Origin of the sequence: Nitrosomonas ureae, from assembly GCF_900206265.1 — a bacterium.
In the GTDB taxonomy this organism is placed as follows: domain Bacteria; phylum Pseudomonadota; class Gammaproteobacteria; order Burkholderiales; family Nitrosomonadaceae; genus Nitrosomonas; species Nitrosomonas ureae_C.
This window is the reverse complement of sequence record NZ_LT907782.1, coordinates 1,250,474-1,267,179: the sequence shown is the minus strand read 5'-3', so window position 1 is coordinate 1,267,179 and position 16,706 is coordinate 1,250,474. Positions and strand designations below refer to the sequence as shown.

Here is a 16,706-nt window from a genome sequence, read left to right as displayed (position 1 = left end):
TTAATCATTCTTGAAGAAAAGGTTGGTTTTCCCTGCGTTTTCCGGTTTTTTTATTTATTCAGATCAATAACAAGAAAACGAGCCATGCGATATTTGTAGAAATACAGTATTCAACTCATTGATGCAGATTGATTTATCAATGATAGCGGATGGGTGAGTTAACTAGCGGTTAAATTTAGGGGTAAGTTTTGATCAATTTCTTGTTGTCTTTGTAATTCCCACATACGCGCATAGTTACTGTTCATGGCAAGCAACTGCTGATGTGTGCCACGTTCAATGATGCGTCCATGATCCATGACCAGGATCTGGTCAGCATCCGCAATGGTGGATAATCGGTGCGCTATGGTCAATGTCGTTCGATTCTTTGCGATGCGCTTTAATTCGACTTGAATCCGTTTTTCTGAATGTGAATCCAGCGCTGATGTGGCTTCGTCAAAAATCAGCATGGCAGGATTCTTTAGAATGGTGCGGGCAATGGCCACGCGCTGTTTCTCACCACCGGATAGTTTCAAGCCGCGTTCGCCGACGATGGTTGCATATTTATCAGGAAGGCTCTCAATGAAATCGTCGATATGCGCTGACCTGGCTGCTGCATAAACTTCATCCATCGTGGCATCCGGGCGCCCATAGGCAATATTGTAATAAATACTATCGTTAAATAGCACGGTGTCTTGTGGCACGATGCCCATGGCACTGCGCAAGCTTTGCTGCGTGACGTCACGGATATCCTGATCATTGATCCGGATGCAACCGGATTGCACGTCATAAAAGCGGAACAGCAAGCGTGCCAGTGTGGATTTTCCTGAGCCGCTGTGACCTACAACGGCGATATTTTGCCCGGCAGGGATATCGAAGCTGACATCAAACAGGATTTGACGATTAGACTCATAGCTAAAATTGACGCGATCAAAGTGGATTGCTGCATTCTTGGCATCAAGTATTTTTGCCGTGGGTTTGTCCTGAATTTCTTTGTTTTCTTCCAGCAAAGTAAACATGCGTTCCATGTCTGCAAGCGAATGCTTGATTTCACGGTATACAAAGCCGAGGAAATGCAATGGCATATAGAGCTGCAGCATAAAAGCGTTGATCAACACCAGATCGCCCAGCGTCATATCGCCATCGATGACCTGATCTGCTGCCAATAGCATGAGTAGTGTGACCCCAACAGCAATAATTGCGCTTTGCCCTGCGTTAAGCGCGGCCAGCGAAGTTTGATTGCGTATGGCGGCTTTTTCCCATGATTGAAGATGCTCATCGTAACGCCGGGCTTCCCAGGATTCATTGCCAAAGTATTTGACCGTTTCGTAATTCAACAAACTATCGATTGCCTGGGTGTTGGCTTTGGAGTCCATATTATTCATGGTGCGGCGGAAAATCATGCGCCATTCGGTGACGATCAGCGTCAACGCAATATAAGCCAACAAGGTCAAGACAATGATGATGGCAAACCGGATATCGTACTGGCTAATGAGGATGATCAATACCAAACCAATTTCCAGCAGTGTCGGCAGGATATTGAACAGCATAAAATTCAACAGGAATGAAATACCGCGCGTGCCGCGTTCTATATCGCGCGAAACGCCGCCGGTCTGGCGTTCCAAATGAAAACGCAATGATAGGGAATGCAGGTGGCTGAATACTTTGTTGGCAATGCGCCGGATCGCTCGTTGCGTCACCTTGGCGAAGATGGCATCGCGTAATTCGCCAAATAAAGTGCTGCACAGGCGTAGTACGCCATAACTCAGCAGCAAAAAAATGGGTAGCGTCAGTTCGGCGCGCGTTTGATCCAAGGCATCGACAATTTCCTTCAGCACCAATGGAACAGAAACATTGGCTAATTTGGCCAATACCAGCAAGCTAAGCGCAAGCACAACTCTGACTTTAAATTCCCATAAATAAGGTAGCAGCGCTGCAATTGTTTTAAGATTGCTGCGGGTAGCCGCTGGCTTCTCAAGGCGGGTAGGGCGCATCAAATATTATTTCGCAGGCAAATTAAAGTAATAACAAATAGGTGATCGAGCATCCGGACAAAGCGACAACCCCCGACCAGCACCAAATCCACATCAGTTTTCCCGGACGATACTGATCAGGCATATTTTTACTAAATACGGCTTGCATATTTAGTACGGCGAGAAGCGGGGCTGCAACGAAAGAGACGACAGTGGCGATTTTAACCATTTCACGCATCGAGGTAAGATAAAAGAAGAGGATAAATAATGTTCCTGTAATAATGATCAATAGCCAGACCAAATAGGTTTTTTCATTATTCAGCAGTGATTTTTGCGGGAATAATAATTCCAGGGAGGCGCTGATTGAGCGTGGAAAAGCATCGAGTACGGTCAAAGTCGTGCTGAACATGGTCGCCAGTGCGGCGATGGCAACAATGGGATAAGCCCACTCGCCTAATGCCTGTTTGTACATATCCAGCAATTGTCCTGCAAAGGCAGCGCCTCCGGCCGCAAAAGGAACGTTACTGCCATACATCACCAGCGCACCCAATAATAGAAAGCAGATCGCCAGAAAAGCGGTTCCAATATAACCCACTCTAAAGTCGAACAGGGCATCTTGCATGCTGGTTAACTTACCGCTACTCTCATTTTTGCTTTTAGCCCAAATGGAATGCCATACGGCAAGGTCGAGAGGTGCGGGCATCCAGCCGAGAAAAGTAGCCAAAAAGATTAAATGCGCCGTATCAGAAAATGAGAAAAATATAGTGGCGGATTTGTGATGTCCGGGGTTGTCAAACAACAGCATGATCACAGCAGCAACCGAAGTGATTGTGAGCACCAGGATAGTTATTTTCATCAGTTTATCCAGAAGCTTATAGTGACCACTGACCAGTAGAATCAAAGCAAACAGCAGTAATATACTGCCGATAATAAATTCAATTATTTTCGGATCATGCCCACCAAATCCCTCCAGACCAAAAATACTCTTTATTAAACCAGCCGTTACTACAGTAATGGCGGCTTGAACGATGAACATGGTCGATATCGATAAGAGTAGATAAAGCCATATGGCCCATTTCCCCAGTTTTAAATATCCGTGCAAGATATGCTGCCCCGTTGCTGCGGTATAGCGCGGACCGAATTCGAAGAAAGGGTATTTGATTAAATGAATAATAATAATCGCAATAATTAATTCCAATCCAAACATGCCGCCGGCTTGAGTGGATTGAACCAGATGAGAAACCCCCACAGCTGCGCCCGCATAGAGTAATCCAGGGCCCAGGCGTGAAATGAAATGGTTTAAAAGCTTGGGTGGTGACATAGCATGGTGTTCTGGGAAACAATAGGGATTGTTCGTCGGCTCAACAAAATTGACTTCCTGGTTTAGCGAGTGAATAAAAATTATTGCTGATTATCTTGAGTTCCCGGATTATCGGCGGTAAGGTAACACAAGTATGGATATTTTGCTTCTCAACCGAGTAGGCGGAAGCATCAAGGGTTGTAGCAACAATCTAAAATACTTAATTGGAGCAATTATGGAGATTACCTGTTATCGTGATCCGGAGATCTATCGAGAGACTCGTCACTTACCTGCAGATACATATAATCTGGCCATTACCTTATTAAAGCGCTGTCCGAGTCAGCATTTGTTTGTTCCTATCCGTGCCATGCAATATATGGCCATTGTCGATCGCAATGAATTTGTGTTTATTGACGGGGAGCGCAAATGCTGGATTGATATCGCCTGGTGCAATTTCCAGCGGCAAGATCGTGATGCATTGAATCAGCCAGTTACTTACGATGCAGTTTATTACCGTGAGAACATGGCGGAAATCATGATCCGATTGCAAAGAGAATTACCCTTTGCATTACAGGCCTTAATTAACAAATCCAGGTTGGACGGTGCGGCACGGATTCTTCATTTTCCGGTAAAACGCTAATCATCGTCATCCAGTTCGGTATCCCAGCCCTTCTCTTTCGCCCTTGCAATGGCTTGCGCATACAGTTGTGCATGCCGTTCACGTAATTCATCCGGTAAACGGCTTGGCAGGTGTGCATAGGGCTCCCAAGCAGCGTAGACTTTTTCATACAGAGATTGCATTTGTGCGCTAGTCCAGCCTGCGCAGGTCTCGGAGTCGGGCAGAATGCCGAACACCCAGGCATCACGTACAATGCGTCCTAGATGGGTAAGCCCTTCATTTTCATCTTGATTAATACCGATATATAGTTGTTCTAACATTGCAGTGATCTCATTATTGTGGGTGCGCAAAAATTTTCACTTAGTACTTTACTGTGCCATTCTCTAAATCTGTATCAAAGCGTTGCAATATATGATGAGTCATGCTTTTAGCAAGCTCCTCTTCACTGAAAAATACGGTGCCTACCTTATCCTGGCGCAGTAATACCGTTTCATCTTCATTGCGGGTGCGTAATACAATCTCGATTTCAGGATTTAAGGTACGTGCGGTATCAATCATCTGACGAACATTTAACGGATCGGGGATTGCAATGACTAACATTGCCGCGTCGGTGATATGCGCCTGGATTAATACCGAGGGTTCTGTCGCATCTCCCGATACCGCATTAATATTCTGTTTCCGCAAATCCTGTACCAGTTCACGATTTTGCTCAGCAACAACAAACGGAATATCCTGTTCCTTAAGCGCCTGTGCAATACGTTCGCCGACGTGACCATAACCGACGAGTACAACCTGACCGTGCAGATATTTGCGTTCGGTACTCATCGGGAGCTCAGCATATGGATCATCCCGGCTTTCATATTTGCGAGCCACGGCAGAATGCTTCAGGATCAAATTTCGGATAGGCGCAATAACGGCAAATGCAATCGGATTAAAGGCAATAGAAATCAACGCGCCCGCAAGTACCAGACTCATCCCTTCCGCGGGCATCAATTCAAGTGTTAGCCCCAAACCGGCCAGAATAAACGAGAATTCGCCGATTTGTCCAAGGCTGGCCGCCACTGTCAATGCAGTATTTAACGGATAACGCAGAATCAGAACCAGCACCATAGCTGCTATCGATTTTCCCACAATAATAATCGCGACCACCGCTAAAACATGCATAGGCTCATCGATCAATACGGCAGGATCGAATAACATGCCTACGGAAACAAAAAACAACACTGCGAAAGCATCACGAAGCGGCAGGGATTCTTCCGCAGCGCGATGACTGAATTTTGATTCACGCATTACCATGCCGGCAAAGAAAGCGCCCAATGCAAACGACACATTAAATAATGCCGCAGCGCCATAGGCGATACAAATGGCAGCGGCAACTACAGCCAGCGTGAACAGTTCGCGTGAGCCGGTGCGGGCAACCTGCCATAGTAACCACGGCAATACACGCAACCCGACAATAAGCATGATTGCAATAAAGGTCGAAACTAACAGTAAAGTGATTCCAATTGTTTGCCACAGGGGTTCCGTTGTCGCCTCAGCGCTATTTGATCCGCCCAACATGGTGGCAAATGATGGCAGCAGCACTAGAATCAGAACTGTAACCAGATCTTCAACAATCAACCAGCCAACCGCAATTCGGCCGGTCATGGTGTCCAGTAATCCCCGCGATTCAACTGCTTTAAGGAGCACGACCGTGCTGGCGCAGGATAACGATAAACCCAGCACCAGCCCTGCACCAAAATCCCACCCCCACCAATCAGCCAGGGCCATACCCAGTAAAGTTGCAACTGTCATTTGCACGATTGCGCCCGGTACGGCGATACGCTTGACCGCTAACAGATCATTCAAGGAGAAGTGTAATCCGACCCCAAACATCAACAGCATCACGCCGATTTCCGATAATTGCGAGGCAATGTCGATATCCGCGACAAATCCCGGTGTGGCGGGACTGATTGCAATTCCGGCCAATAGATAGCCAACCAATGCGGGGGTTTTCAGCTTTTCAGCGATAAAACCGAAAATCAATGCCAAACCAAAACCTGCTGCGATCGTGGTGATCAGTGTAATGTCATGTTCCATTCAAATTTTAAAGTTAAGGTAGTTCAGTAAGGGCGTGCCAATCGAGTTTCAGGAAAACTTATGGATGTCTCTCAATTCCCGGCTATGTCATCAGGGCTTGTCCAGTAAAATTGGAGTATTTAAAAATTTCTCAAATTCGATACGTTCTTCCTCGATGGCCTCAAGGATTTGATGCTTAAACTCTTCACGCGAGAATGCTTCTTCAAGCATCAAGAGTAATTTCTCGATTGTTAATCCAATGGTAATGCCGCCAATGATACCACCAATGGCTGCCCCGATGGCCGTTCCAATACCGGGAATGAATGAACCTAACGCCATGCCGGTTGCAGCACCCGCTGCCGCTCCGCCTAAAGCGCTAACTGCTTTGCCGGCGGTCACTTTGATCAGCGCTTGTGCTCCCAGCTTGATGATACCTTTTCCGGCTACTTTCGCTGTGATCTTGCCGGCAATCGCACCGGTGATTGCACCGGCGGTACCTATCCCGCCGGAAATCAGCATACGGTTTTCCAGATTGACAATTACACTGTGCGTAGGAGGTTCTTTCAGCGCGCTTAACGAAGCTTGCCGGACAATCTCAAGTTGCGAGCTATCGATGAGATCAACGCGATTTTCATTGAGTATGCGCTCAACTTTCTGCAAATGTTCAGCGCGAAGTTGCTGATTATTTTGTAACAGGCTTTCAATGGATTGCTGTACCGGACCGAATGCATTGCCTTGCATCAGATAATTCTGCAGTTTTTCCGCCATCCAGTTTTCCAATACGCCGGTAGCAAGCGCGATAATACGCTCATATTCGCCGGGCAAGCTATAATACCAATCGAGATAATCATCCACATTATCAATCATTTGATTAAATCCTAGTTCGGTGGTTTTACGCAATTGATCGATCGAAGTTTCCAATTTGTGCAGGCTTTCGAGATAAGCCTGTTCGATTTGTTCCGCAGTTCCGGGCTGGTAGTAATCATCTCCAATTTTTTCCACCGTCTGAATGACAATTTGCTGAGAAGCGCGAATTTCGTCGACAGTTTCCGGATTGGAACGCATCCAGGCATCGACGTAGACAGTAGACGGTACATAAATGAAGAAAACGAAAAAGGTGGCTAACGCGGATGTGATACCCCAAGCCCATGGGGAGACCGCAGGCGGATCATCGCTATCCTGTATCGGGGCAAATACGCGGCGGTATTCGGATAGCGGAACCATAAAACTGGAAATGCCCAAGGCTACATTGAAGAAAAATACCAAGCTGCCCAGAAAAACCACGCCTAAATAAAACACGTTGCTGAATGAGTGCAAGCTACTGAGTGCATAGCGCTTTATGCCTTCGATAAAACCCAGTAACCGATTGGTTTCAAGAATCAGAACACTGTTTGTTGTTCCATCCAAATACTTGCTTTCCGTCATAACTGCTTCAGCCAGTGATGAATATTGGCGATTAACATCACTGTGGTTGATGAAAATCACAAAAAATATTGCCATAACCAGCGCCGTTGCCCAGCGTGACCAGGATAACGATTTGTGCACGGCAATGTAGGGTTTGTATTCACGTGCGGCCAAAGGGGAAAAGACAGCATAAATGGCTGCGAATACGGGGATTGCTGCAAAAAATGCGATCCATTCCTGCTTCTCAGCCGCACCGAGATAAAACAGCAATAAAAACGCAAAAATGACCGACCACAGCAACCACGCGACATACGCCAAAATCCGCCGGGTGAATAACCAATGCAAAATACCGAGTTTCTTGAATTGACTGGAAAGATAAATTCTTTGTATGGTTACTGCATAAATAGCAGCAGAGTAAATTGGTAAGGCAAATAAGAGTGTTACCAGCAAAGCAAACCATAATTGTTGATCCGGAATCAATCGCCCTAAGAAATAAGCAAATGCGAGCCAGCTTGCGGAAAATGCCAGATAGCCAAGCGCTGTTATAAAACTGAAATTTTTAAACGCTGAAAACACCGCAATGATTCCTTCCTGATTAATCTGCCGGAGATGAGTTTTACTGTTGCAAGTTAGGATGCAAAGCCTGATAGGTTGCTGATAGTAGACTTTATTGGCGAGTGGCTGTCAAGATATTGATAGTTAGTCAGATTGATACAATTCTTCAAGTTCCCTGGGCAAGGATTGCATCAATCTTGGTTCGTTGTTTAAAACAATATCAATCAGTTTCTTAATGACCTGTTGGCTTGGGTATGGGAACAATTGTTGCTGATGACGATCCGGATTGCTTGTCTGTAGAAACTTTGGTATCGGATTGTAAACTGTTCACGGATTGGGATGTGTCAGGAATTTTATTTTCTGATGCGGGATTATCAAGTTTTGCTTTGTCCTCAGCGGTGACTCCACTCTTCTTATCCGAGAGTTGTTTCTGTGTTTCTTCGCCAGAGCCTTGGGTAAGGTGATCACTCGTCCAAAGGTATAATAGGATGCTGCTTAGCAGCAGTATGATAAACAAATAGAGTTTCCATGGGCGTTCTTTTTCGGCATAAGGATCAACCAATGATCTCTGGGCACCGGGCGGCAAGCTGGCCATTTTTGTCAGTGAAGCACCAAAGGGAATATTGATGATGGCGCGCGTATTTACCGCCCAGCCATTGCCATCCAGGAGGGGGGCCAGATTGCGTTTACGTAGCTTGAGAAACGCAAGGATAACCGAGGGGCCTGAGATCAACAGAATCAGACCAAGGATTGCCAAGGGCATTTGCCACCAGACTAAACTGATGAATCCCGTAACGACGGATGCAATCGCAGTACCAATCGCTCCGATGGCCAGTCCAATTGCCGCAAAAATACCGGCAAATTTGCCGACATCAAATGGAGCGGGAGGGGCTTTACCTGCCTCTGTTGTTTGTGCGGTGCTGGTTATGCCGGAAACAGCCTGGTCTTGCACTGCTTTTTCCCGGGCACTGACCATTTTCTCGATCTGTTCACCAATCATTTTGCCAATCCGTTTATACGGATACCAAAAAGCTTGGCGAACGCTGATAGGGTGTTCGATAATTTTTACAATCGTTGCATCCCAATCTTGGCCTTTGCGGTCATAAAAAATGCCATTTCGTCCTACCATCAGATTGTCGGCATCGCCGTTCGTAAACGCTGCGGCGATATTCATTTTTTTACTATCATCGCCTCGTCGTTGGCATTCGCAATAGGCCAGATAGGTTCCGCTTAAATTTGCCATGCTGCTGTGCTTGTTGATGTCAGTAACGTGCAAGCAAAAATCGCAGCTACGGCCATCCAGATAGAGCGATCCCGCCTGAAAAATGGCCTTGTTCTGAGCCGTATAAAAATCGTGAAAAGATACAAAATTATCCAATAGTTGAAAAAGATGGCAATGAAAGCGAATTAACTTTTCCACCGAATTGATGGCATCCGCAGTGCCGGAGTGGGATTTGTCGTTCTGAATCAGTTGCATGATTTTGTCATGATATCCACCTGTCAGAATGGCGCGAACACGTTTGATTCCTAAAGGTTCAACAGCAGTGCCGCGTTTGGCTTTCAACCATGCCTGATAAGCGGAAAACTTGTTGCATAGTTCCTGCCAATCTCCATGGCTTAGATTATCTTTATTGCCTAACAGTGGGGTGACAACCTTCTTTTTAAACTCAGCCAGCGCTTCGATCCAGGCAGGATTAATTCCATTTTCGAGTGGAAGCGGTTTTTTGGCTTCGACTTTTGCCAAAGGAAAAGCAGCGACTTCTTCAGAATCCGTGGATAGATTTTTGCTGGTCAACGCTTCATACTCGGTTAGTGCGGGATTCAGCGGATCACTGGCGCGCTGATCAAATTCGGCCAATTTGCTGCGTGTAAAGTAATCATCGATTTTAACCTTAACGCGCTCGAATGCGGCTTGGGCAACACCTGTTTCATCGCCAAGCAGCAGAATGTTGATCGAATCTTTCTCAGCCTCCCGCCACCATTCAGAAAAAGCGTTCGCTTCCAGATAAAATTGTTTGACTTTTTCTTCAGAGATGCCTGGCAAACCCGATCGATCTTCCTCCGCTCCGACACAAAGAATGATTTCCTCAATGACAGTTTGAGTATTGGATTCTGACGCGGTACTCGAAGGAATAATGCCATCCCCATTATATTTTGTGCTGGCAAAAATCTTGTTTAAATCTGCCGTATCTTCAACGGTGATTGCGGGCTCTTCGCCTTTGCCGATATTGAGCAATATTTCCTTTGCCGAGGCCAGTAAAATAGCACCTTCCGCCGTGTCATCATTGATAGCGTTCAAAGGCAGGGAATTTGATCCCCGGATCATATCTTCCGGATTCTTTAGCAGGGATGTGGTCCAATTCACGGCTGCAATAATCTCCGGTACGCGTATATGGCCATCTTTATCGGTATCTATGAATTCGAGTGTTTTAGCATCAAATTCCAAATGATCGGTAGGGCAACTCAGGGCCGCCCAGAGTTTAGGGTCGAGCTCGCCGAGTGATTTTAAGTCGGCGCTTGAGTTTAAATGAACTTGATCGAAACCGCCGGAGCGGAAAAAATGCCATCTATGCAAAATACTCATGATTTCCTTTAGTTGTAGCTGTCTGATTTAAGACGATTAATAACTTGAGAAGACTACATGGACTCTGCTGTCAAGGCAAGGCTTTGAATATTGGTTTGGGGATAACTTATCGTACTATGGATTGTTTGTTCCCGAGCGTTGCCGTGGTTTTGAGAAAATCGTTGAGTTGCTGGTCAGCCTGCTGATTGATTTTAGGAACCGTTACAACTAAGAAGCAGTTTATGAAGCTGTTGCTTGCATTTAACATTAATTATATTTAATCAATTGCTTATTTATAAAATAAGCATCGGCAAATACAAAATGAAATCGAGAAAGAGGAATTGCATTAATCTTGAAGTTACTCGTTGTGTGGTAAAGGGATTCGGGTAGGTTAGATTGTATGGGGTAGACTGTTGTCTGACCTGAGCGGGATATTTTTCATTCAACAATTGTAAGTCAGAAATCAATTGTTTACTTAGTTCGACTTCTTTTTGATTATAAGCGCCATAAGTGATCATGCCGCCATTAAGATCATTTAGATTCTGATGTTTTGAAAGCAGGTGATTTTTGAAATACTCTCCGTATTCATCATTAATGAATGAGGTGACGGTTCTGCGATAGATACTCTGACAAAAATCGACTAGTTGGTATAGCTTGGCGATTTCTGATTTTTCTTTTTCCTGAATATAACTCGTGTCAGTTTGCATAGCCAAGGTGGGTTCGCTGAGACCGGATGTCCAGAAAATCTTGTCGCGAATGTTAGGAAGTGTTGTTTTATCGATACTTTGCCTACATTGCGAGGTGTTTTCTTCCAGAGCACGAATGAAGGTGGATTTTTCTGCACCCTTGGGGTGTGAGTGAAAAATACCGTGCACACAGCCAGCCAGAAGCGGGAATTGTAAAATTAATGATATGATTATTATTGTTTTTTTCACGTTCTTTCTTTTCTAAGTGCAAAATCATTTGCACACAAAATGTGAATTTGCTTTGTATTAGAGGCTTCGTTAACTTTTTCCACCTGCTTTATAATGTCTTACGGCCCGGCTCAAGGTGATATCCATACCAAAATACTCACAAGGTATAGGCCGCTTCAATATACCCGTAACAGCTAGTTATTGCTTGTTTCCTGGTCAGCTGTTCATTGTACGATAATTCCTCCAGTGCGATACTTCAACTGGCGATTGACTGTATCCGATGACGGGGACACGTATTGCAGACGATTATATCGTTGCTATGAATGCCTTGCCACGTTTAGTCGCATGATACAATGCCTTGGGAAGCTTTATGGGTAAGACGTGATTTCAAGCTTGCAATCTCTAGGTTTGTATGGAGGAGGTGCATATGTCGAAAAAAAACATTCAGGATCGTGCTAGTGGCGCCATCATGGGCGCTTTCATTGGTGATGCGCTGGCCCTCGGCCCTCACTGGTACTATAGTTTGGACGATCTTCGACGTGATTATGGGGAATGGATCAGTACCTATACTGATCCCAAACCTGATCGGTATCATGCAGGCCTTAAAGGCGGCCAGTTATCGCAAGCAGGTTTCATACTCACGCTTATGGCGCGTTCGCTTGTTGACCGGGGCGGCTATGATGCAGAAGATTTTTGCCGCCGCATGGATGAAGAGCTTTTACCATTACTTGACGGGACACCGGTGAGCGGACCCGGCGGGTACACCAGCCAGTCAATTCGTGAGGTATGGAGAAGGCGGGTGCAGCAAAAACTGCCTTGGGGGAAAACCGGTAGTCACGCCGATACGACCGAAGCCATAGAGCGTACCCTTGCCATTGCTGTGCGCTACGCACTGAAACCCGATCAGCTTGCCGATGCTATAACCAAAAATACTTTCCTGACTCAGTCTGATGAAATCGTAGTATCACTGACTGTCGCGTATGGTGCAGTATTGGGTCTTTTGATTCAGGGGCATGCTCTGGATACGGAATTGTCCGGTAAGCTCATGAAATTAGTAAAAAAAGGAGAGCTGCCCTTTCATGTAGTGACGCGGGATAATTTACAAATGCCATGTCCGGGTGATCCTGACCCGCCTCGCGCAGGACGGTTCGCTTCACCGGATGCATTGCTGACACCTTCGTATATGGCCGCAGCCGTTAATGATCCGGAAATTCGTATAGAGCCGGCATGGAAAGTATCGATTGTTTATGGCATGCCCTGTGCCATTTATCACCAATTGCCTGCTGCCTATTATCTTGCAGCTCGTTTCCACAGCGATTTTGAATCGGCTGTACTCCATGCTGTTAATGGCGGTGGACAAAACCAGGCGCGAGCTATTCTCACGGGTGCACTGGCAGGTGCTCAAGCCGGTTTGTCGGGTATTCCCAGGCGCCTGATCGATGGACTAAAAGAAGCAGTCATTCTGGAGACGCTAGCTAAGGATCTGGCCGCATGTATTGAAATACCCTAGCAGCAAATTTTGCAAAACAACAAAGTCTTTGTGGATTGATTCAAGTACTTCTTTCACATTCTACTTATAGATTTCTGTCCAAATTCCTCATTCGGTGCATCGATGCCGTCTTAGGGTAACGGGTGTCCATTTCATAGTGCATTTTTCACCCGTGCTGCTTGCTGTACACCGGGTTTTCAGTGATAATCGCGTTTTCTGTTTATTCAAGAACAGTAAAGTGTTTTGGCCGAGATGGCGGAATTGGTAGACGCACGGGACTCAAAATCCCGCGATGGTAACATCATGGGGGTTCGATTCCCCCTCTCGGCACCAGCATGAACATTAGCTTTCAATGAAACACAAGATTAATGCAGCTTGGTAAAAATGATCTGTTCCGCAATTCTGTTCCGCAATTCTTCATTTTGTTGGCTTAACCTTGCTTCCTTTCCGTTCTCGAATATAAGTTTCAGTCATAGTGACTGATGAGTGTCCAAGCTGCCTCTGAGCCTGTCTGATGTCGCCGCTTGAATCCGCTTTATCTGTTCCTGCTTTGGCTCGCAAATCCCTGAACTGAAATGTATCTTGGGTAATTCCTGCGACTTTTCTGGCGCGGTAGAAATGACCTTGCAGGGTTCTGAGCGTTATTCTTTGGCCGTGATCATCAACTATTAAGTAAAAGCTTCGTACTTTGTAACCTGATTTTCGCGCCATTATCCGCTTCAAAAGAATATCAAGCTCACCCTCTATACTTATCCGCAATCTCGCGCCGGTCTTGTTTTGGGTAACTGTTATTGACCCATCTTGGATATCATGCTCAGTCATTTTAAGCACGTCTGACGGTCTTTGACCAGTCAGATAGGCCAAGTCCATAGCATCACGCAACGGCTGACTTGCTGCTACATGTACGGCGTTATACGTGGCATCGTCAACGTAGACATTCTTGCGGCCAGTCTCTTTGAAACCTTTTATTCCAGCACAAGGATTTGGTAGATTTGTGTAACCCCATTCACGACCTTTATTCCAAATATGACTAAACAGGGCTTTTTCTCGATTCGCGCGGATTGTTTTGCGCCAGTCCATGTATTGCCGAATATTGATGGCGCCTATTTTTTCCAATGGCGCCGGAGGATTATCAAAGAATTTGTAAAGCCAGTCTAATTCACGTAGATTGTCTTTTTGAGTTGCTGGAGCCTTTGTAGGGATCACGTCACGCACATAACGTTCAGCAACATATCGAAATGTAATTATTTCTTGGTGACGTGGCTTTGCATTGATTTGTAATTCAGCCCATTTTTTCACAGCCAAAGCATAATCATTTCCAAGTGGGATTTCTTTCCGCGGTTTACCGCCTGTATCGTAGTAATACCAAGTCTTTACGCCACGTTTACGCGCGCGGATTCCCTTTGGTATGTTCAAATTTTTAGATGGCTTCCTGCCCATGTTTCAGCACATTTGGTGTCCAAGTTTGCTCTTGTTCAATTTCCTGATTTCTTGCTTCAACTGCTGATTTTGGCACAACAGGGCGGCCAGCAGCATTGATGTAGAATAATATTCCCATTACTCGAAGTTGTGCAATCTGGCGGGATTTAATCTTAGTCCCGGCCAGTCTCGCCACATCATCATCATCCAGGAATATGCTCATTTCAAACTATTTCCTCAAATCCTTTATTATTTCTTTTATTGCTAGGAATATCATCCCGCCCGAGATAACGCAAAGAATCAACGCCAATAAAGCCTTTGTCGCTACAAAAAATGTACAAGCACTCAAGAATACTTCACATGGCCATTCTAAAAAGCTCATTTAATCCTGCCCTTTATTTAGTTATCATCACTAAACCTAAAGTTTATAAATTCTGAGTCGTAATATAAGTTGCATAAATATCGCAACTTTAGTGGCCGCCGAGTGTAAGTAGCGCTCGGCGGCCATTTTTATGTTCTAAAACGGGATGTCATCAAAGTCGTCATTACTTCTATCGCCAGCGCTAGCTTTGTTTTGTGTAGGAGCGCTCTCCGATCCGGAATCAGCAGAGTTTCCGCCTGATTTCGAGCCCAACATCTTCATATCTTCAGCAACAATCTGCGTAGTGTAGCGCTCGATATTTTGTTTATCAGTCCACTTCCTGGTTTCCAGTCTGCCTTCAACATAAACAGATCGACCTTTTTTTAGATATTCACCGGCAATTTCTGCGAGCTTGCGGTAGAAAACAATTCGATGCCATTCCGTTTTGCTCTGCTTGTCGCCGTTTTTATCTTTCCAAGTATCGGTGGTGGCCAGTGTTATTGTGGTTACGGCGTCACCGTTGGACATGTATCGAGTTTCCGGGTCTTGTCCCAGGTTGCCGATGAGAATGACTTTATTAACTGAGGCCATAATTACTCCTGGTTATCGAGCAGCATAATTCTTCGAGCAAAAGAATTAATTTGACCGGGTGTGGATATTTGTGTGAATTTAATACGGGTGGGCAAAACCGTGCACGAACCAACGAGGTATGATTTCGTATAAATTCGGTTGCGCTATTTTTCCCATTGAGAGGGTATCCAGTACGCAGAGAAGAAGGGCAAGGGGAGGTTCGCGCACTGGATAAGGACAACTTTCCAGCCCTCCGACTAAGTGTGAGCAGACACCCGGGCTGGTGCGGGCAATTCATTTTAAATTTCTCAAAAAAAATGAATTACACGAACGCATTATGCCCTTTTTATTTACTTCTATCTGTACGGTTGAACACGTATACATAGACAGTTCTTTCTTACCCATTAACATATTTTCTCCGATCGCCCGATTTGTGCATGTAGCTACCGCCTGAGTGTTGTCCGTCATCAAGCAGTTCTTTCAGTTCGTCATCAATGCCTTTTGATTTTTTGGGTTTGTTAATCACTTTCACCGGTTCGATTACATTTGGTTTTGATTCCGTCTCTGGATTATCTGTTGGTTGTGCTATTTTGTTTTTCAGTACATCGATGACCAGTCTTTTTGCTGCTGCAATTTGTTCCGGTTTTGCGCCGGACTCGTTGGAATCTTTTTGTGAGATGTCAAAAGCTCTGAGCGCTCGGCAAATGATTTCTTCTTTATAAGTTCGCGTGCTTGCTTTGCCATCGCTCACCTGTTTTACGAGCGACATAGATGCAGCTGACATGTGCTCAAAGTCCAGCAGGCACAGTGCGCGGTATTGCTGCATGACATAATCAGCGTCACCGCCATTCATGATCGTGATGCAGGCGGCCAATTTAACCTGGGCCGATGAGTAGAATACTCTGGCCGTTCCGCAGAATTTAATCAGTTCCTTTGCTGTTTCAAACAACCCGGAATCCATGATCGGACGCATTTGGTCGATAGTGACCGTTCTTTGTGTATCGTAATAAAGTCTTGCGCCTGCATTCAGCACGTCAGTGACGCGCTTGTTCTCGCCCAGGATGTCCGCCATATTTCTTGTGATGCCGGTGTCTGTGACCTGGTATGCATCCGGTGGTAGGCCCATGACAACTACGCTTCTGATAGTGACGTTAGATTTGATCACGGCCATCAATCGATGGTGTGCGTCTCTGAGATTTCCGTTTTTATCGATACCAATGCCTTGGCTAGTGACTCGCCATTCTCCCCTAGCCATTGCGCCGGAAAGAACCTCAACGTGCCAGTATCGTATTTTCCTGTTGCCGGGGCTGGTGCTCAATAAATGCCGTGCAATGTCCGGGGTGATGTCCATGATTGCCGATTGTTCTTGCCCACTTTTAAAATTGATCATGATTTATCCTTTGACAAGTAATGTACTGCTGACCATGTGTTTGATAAGATAATTGAGGTATAGATACCGTTGGGCTCAAAACCAATAATGATGGCAATGATTGCTAACATTAGAT

General features: G+C 45.5%; 13 protein-coding genes and 1 tRNA gene. 3 read left to right on the top strand and 11 right to left on the bottom strand.

Annotated elements, in window-relative coordinates:
- Positions 1-158: 158 nt before the first annotated feature.
- Together CPG39_RS05870 and CPG39_RS05865 are read right to left on the bottom strand one after the other, a co-directional pair.
- Positions 159-1,970 carry an ABCB family ABC transporter ATP-binding protein/permease gene (locus CPG39_RS05870; protein WP_096292485.1) on the bottom strand — a complete coding sequence of 604 codons (1,812 nt, stop codon included), beginning with the start codon at positions 1,968-1,970 and terminating at the stop codon, positions 159-161.
- A gap of 22 nt (positions 1,971-1,992) precedes the next feature.
- Positions 1,993-3,270, bottom strand: a complete 1,278-nt coding sequence (locus CPG39_RS05865; RefSeq protein WP_096292484.1) for an NRAMP family divalent metal transporter — start codon at positions 3,268-3,270, stop codon at positions 1,993-1,995.
- 214 nt (positions 3,271-3,484) lie between these two features.
- Between CPG39_RS05865 and CPG39_RS05860 the strand changes: the two genes are divergently transcribed.
- Positions 3,485-3,889, top strand: coding sequence for a hypothetical protein (locus CPG39_RS05860; protein WP_096292483.1), 405 nt, complete (start codon positions 3,485-3,487; stop codon positions 3,887-3,889).
- On the opposite strand, the gene CPG39_RS05855 is transcribed toward CPG39_RS05860, so the two are convergent.
- The 5 genes from CPG39_RS05855 to CPG39_RS05835 form a co-directional block, all read right to left on the bottom strand.
- Positions 3,886-4,188, bottom strand: a complete 303-nt coding sequence (locus CPG39_RS05855; RefSeq protein WP_096292482.1) for a hypothetical protein — start codon at positions 4,186-4,188, stop codon at positions 3,886-3,888. The two genes, CPG39_RS05860 and CPG39_RS05855, sit on opposite strands and share 4 nt — an antisense overlap.
- 40 nt (positions 4,189-4,228) lie before the next feature.
- Positions 4,229-5,947, bottom strand: coding sequence for a YbaL family putative K(+) efflux transporter (ybaL, locus tag CPG39_RS05850; protein WP_096292481.1), 1,719 nt, complete (start codon positions 5,945-5,947; stop codon positions 4,229-4,231).
- Positions 5,948-6,037: 90 nt separating this feature from the next.
- Complete coding sequence (locus CPG39_RS05845; RefSeq protein WP_096292480.1) at positions 6,038-7,906, bottom strand: hypothetical protein; 1,869 nt, start codon at positions 7,904-7,906, stop codon at positions 6,038-6,040.
- A 211-nt stretch (positions 7,907-8,117) separates the two neighbouring features.
- Entirely contained in the window at positions 8,118-10,469 is a 2,352-nt protein-coding gene (locus CPG39_RS05840) for a hypothetical protein (RefSeq protein WP_096292479.1), read from the bottom strand.
- A 272-nt stretch (positions 10,470-10,741) separates the two neighbouring features.
- Positions 10,742-11,383, bottom strand: a complete 642-nt coding sequence (locus CPG39_RS05835) for a hypothetical protein (protein WP_096292478.1) — start codon at positions 11,381-11,383, stop codon at positions 10,742-10,744.
- Positions 11,384-11,789: 406 nt separating this feature from the next.
- On the opposite strand from CPG39_RS05835, the gene CPG39_RS05830 reads away from it, so the two are divergent.
- Positions 11,790-12,872 (top strand): ADP-ribosylglycohydrolase family protein, encoded by a 1,083-nt coding sequence (locus CPG39_RS05830; protein ID WP_096292477.1) that lies wholly within the window; start codon positions 11,790-11,792, stop codon positions 12,870-12,872.
- A 225-nt stretch (positions 12,873-13,097) separates the two neighbouring features.
- Positions 13,098-13,184 (top strand) — tRNA-Leu (locus CPG39_RS05825).
- A gap of 84 nt (positions 13,185-13,268) precedes the next feature.
- On the opposite strand, the gene CPG39_RS05820 is transcribed toward CPG39_RS05825, so the two are convergent.
- From CPG39_RS05820 to CPG39_RS05805, 4 genes are all read right to left on the bottom strand, one after another.
- Positions 13,269-14,267: a tyrosine-type recombinase/integrase gene (locus CPG39_RS05820; protein ID WP_231990407.1), complete on the bottom strand. Its 999-nt coding sequence runs from the start codon at positions 14,265-14,267 to the stop codon at positions 13,269-13,271.
- Positions 14,268-14,271: 4 nt separating this feature from the next.
- A complete protein-coding gene (locus tag CPG39_RS05815) occupies positions 14,272-14,493 on the bottom strand; it encodes a DUF4224 domain-containing protein (RefSeq protein WP_096292475.1) in 222 nt (73 codons plus the stop codon).
- Positions 14,494-14,787: 294 nt separating this feature from the next.
- Positions 14,788-15,222: a single-stranded DNA-binding protein gene (ssb, locus tag CPG39_RS05810; protein ID WP_096292474.1), complete on the bottom strand. Its 435-nt coding sequence runs from the start codon at positions 15,220-15,222 to the stop codon at positions 14,788-14,790.
- 376 nt (positions 15,223-15,598) lie between these two features.
- Entirely contained in the window at positions 15,599-16,591 is a 993-nt protein-coding gene (locus tag CPG39_RS05805) for a hypothetical protein (RefSeq protein ID WP_096292473.1), read from the bottom strand.
- Between the last annotated feature and the right edge of the window lie 115 nt (positions 16,592-16,706).

Coding starts and splice junctions, on each gene's coding strand:
- CPG39_RS05870 (WP_096292485.1), bottom strand. CDS start 1,970: ATGCGCCCTACCCGCCTTGAGAAGCCAGCGGCTACCCGCAGCAATCTT.
- CPG39_RS05865 (WP_096292484.1), bottom strand. CDS start 3,270: ATGTCACCACCCAAGCTTTTAAACCATTTCATTTCACGCCTGGGCCCT.
- CPG39_RS05860 (WP_096292483.1), top strand. CDS start 3,485: ATGGAGATTACCTGTTATCGTGATCCGGAGATCTATCGAGAGACTCGT.
- CPG39_RS05855 (WP_096292482.1), bottom strand. CDS start 4,188: ATGTTAGAACAACTATATATCGGTATTAATCAAGATGAAAATGAAGGG.
- ybaL (WP_096292481.1), bottom strand. CDS start 5,947: ATGGAACATGACATTACACTGATCACCACGATCGCAGCAGGTTTTGGT.
- CPG39_RS05840 (WP_096292479.1), bottom strand. CDS start 10,469: ATGAGTATTTTGCATAGATGGCATTTTTTCCGCTCCGGCGGTTTCGAT.
- CPG39_RS05830 (WP_096292477.1), top strand. CDS start 11,790: ATGTCGAAAAAAAACATTCAGGATCGTGCTAGTGGCGCCATCATGGGC.
- CPG39_RS05815 (WP_096292475.1), bottom strand. CDS start 14,493: ATGAGCATATTCCTGGATGATGATGATGTGGCGAGACTGGCCGGGACT.
- ssb (WP_096292474.1), bottom strand. CDS start 15,222: ATGGCCTCAGTTAATAAAGTCATTCTCATCGGCAACCTGGGACAAGAC.
- CPG39_RS05805 (WP_096292473.1), bottom strand. CDS start 16,591: ATGATCAATTTTAAAAGTGGGCAAGAACAATCGGCAATCATGGACATC.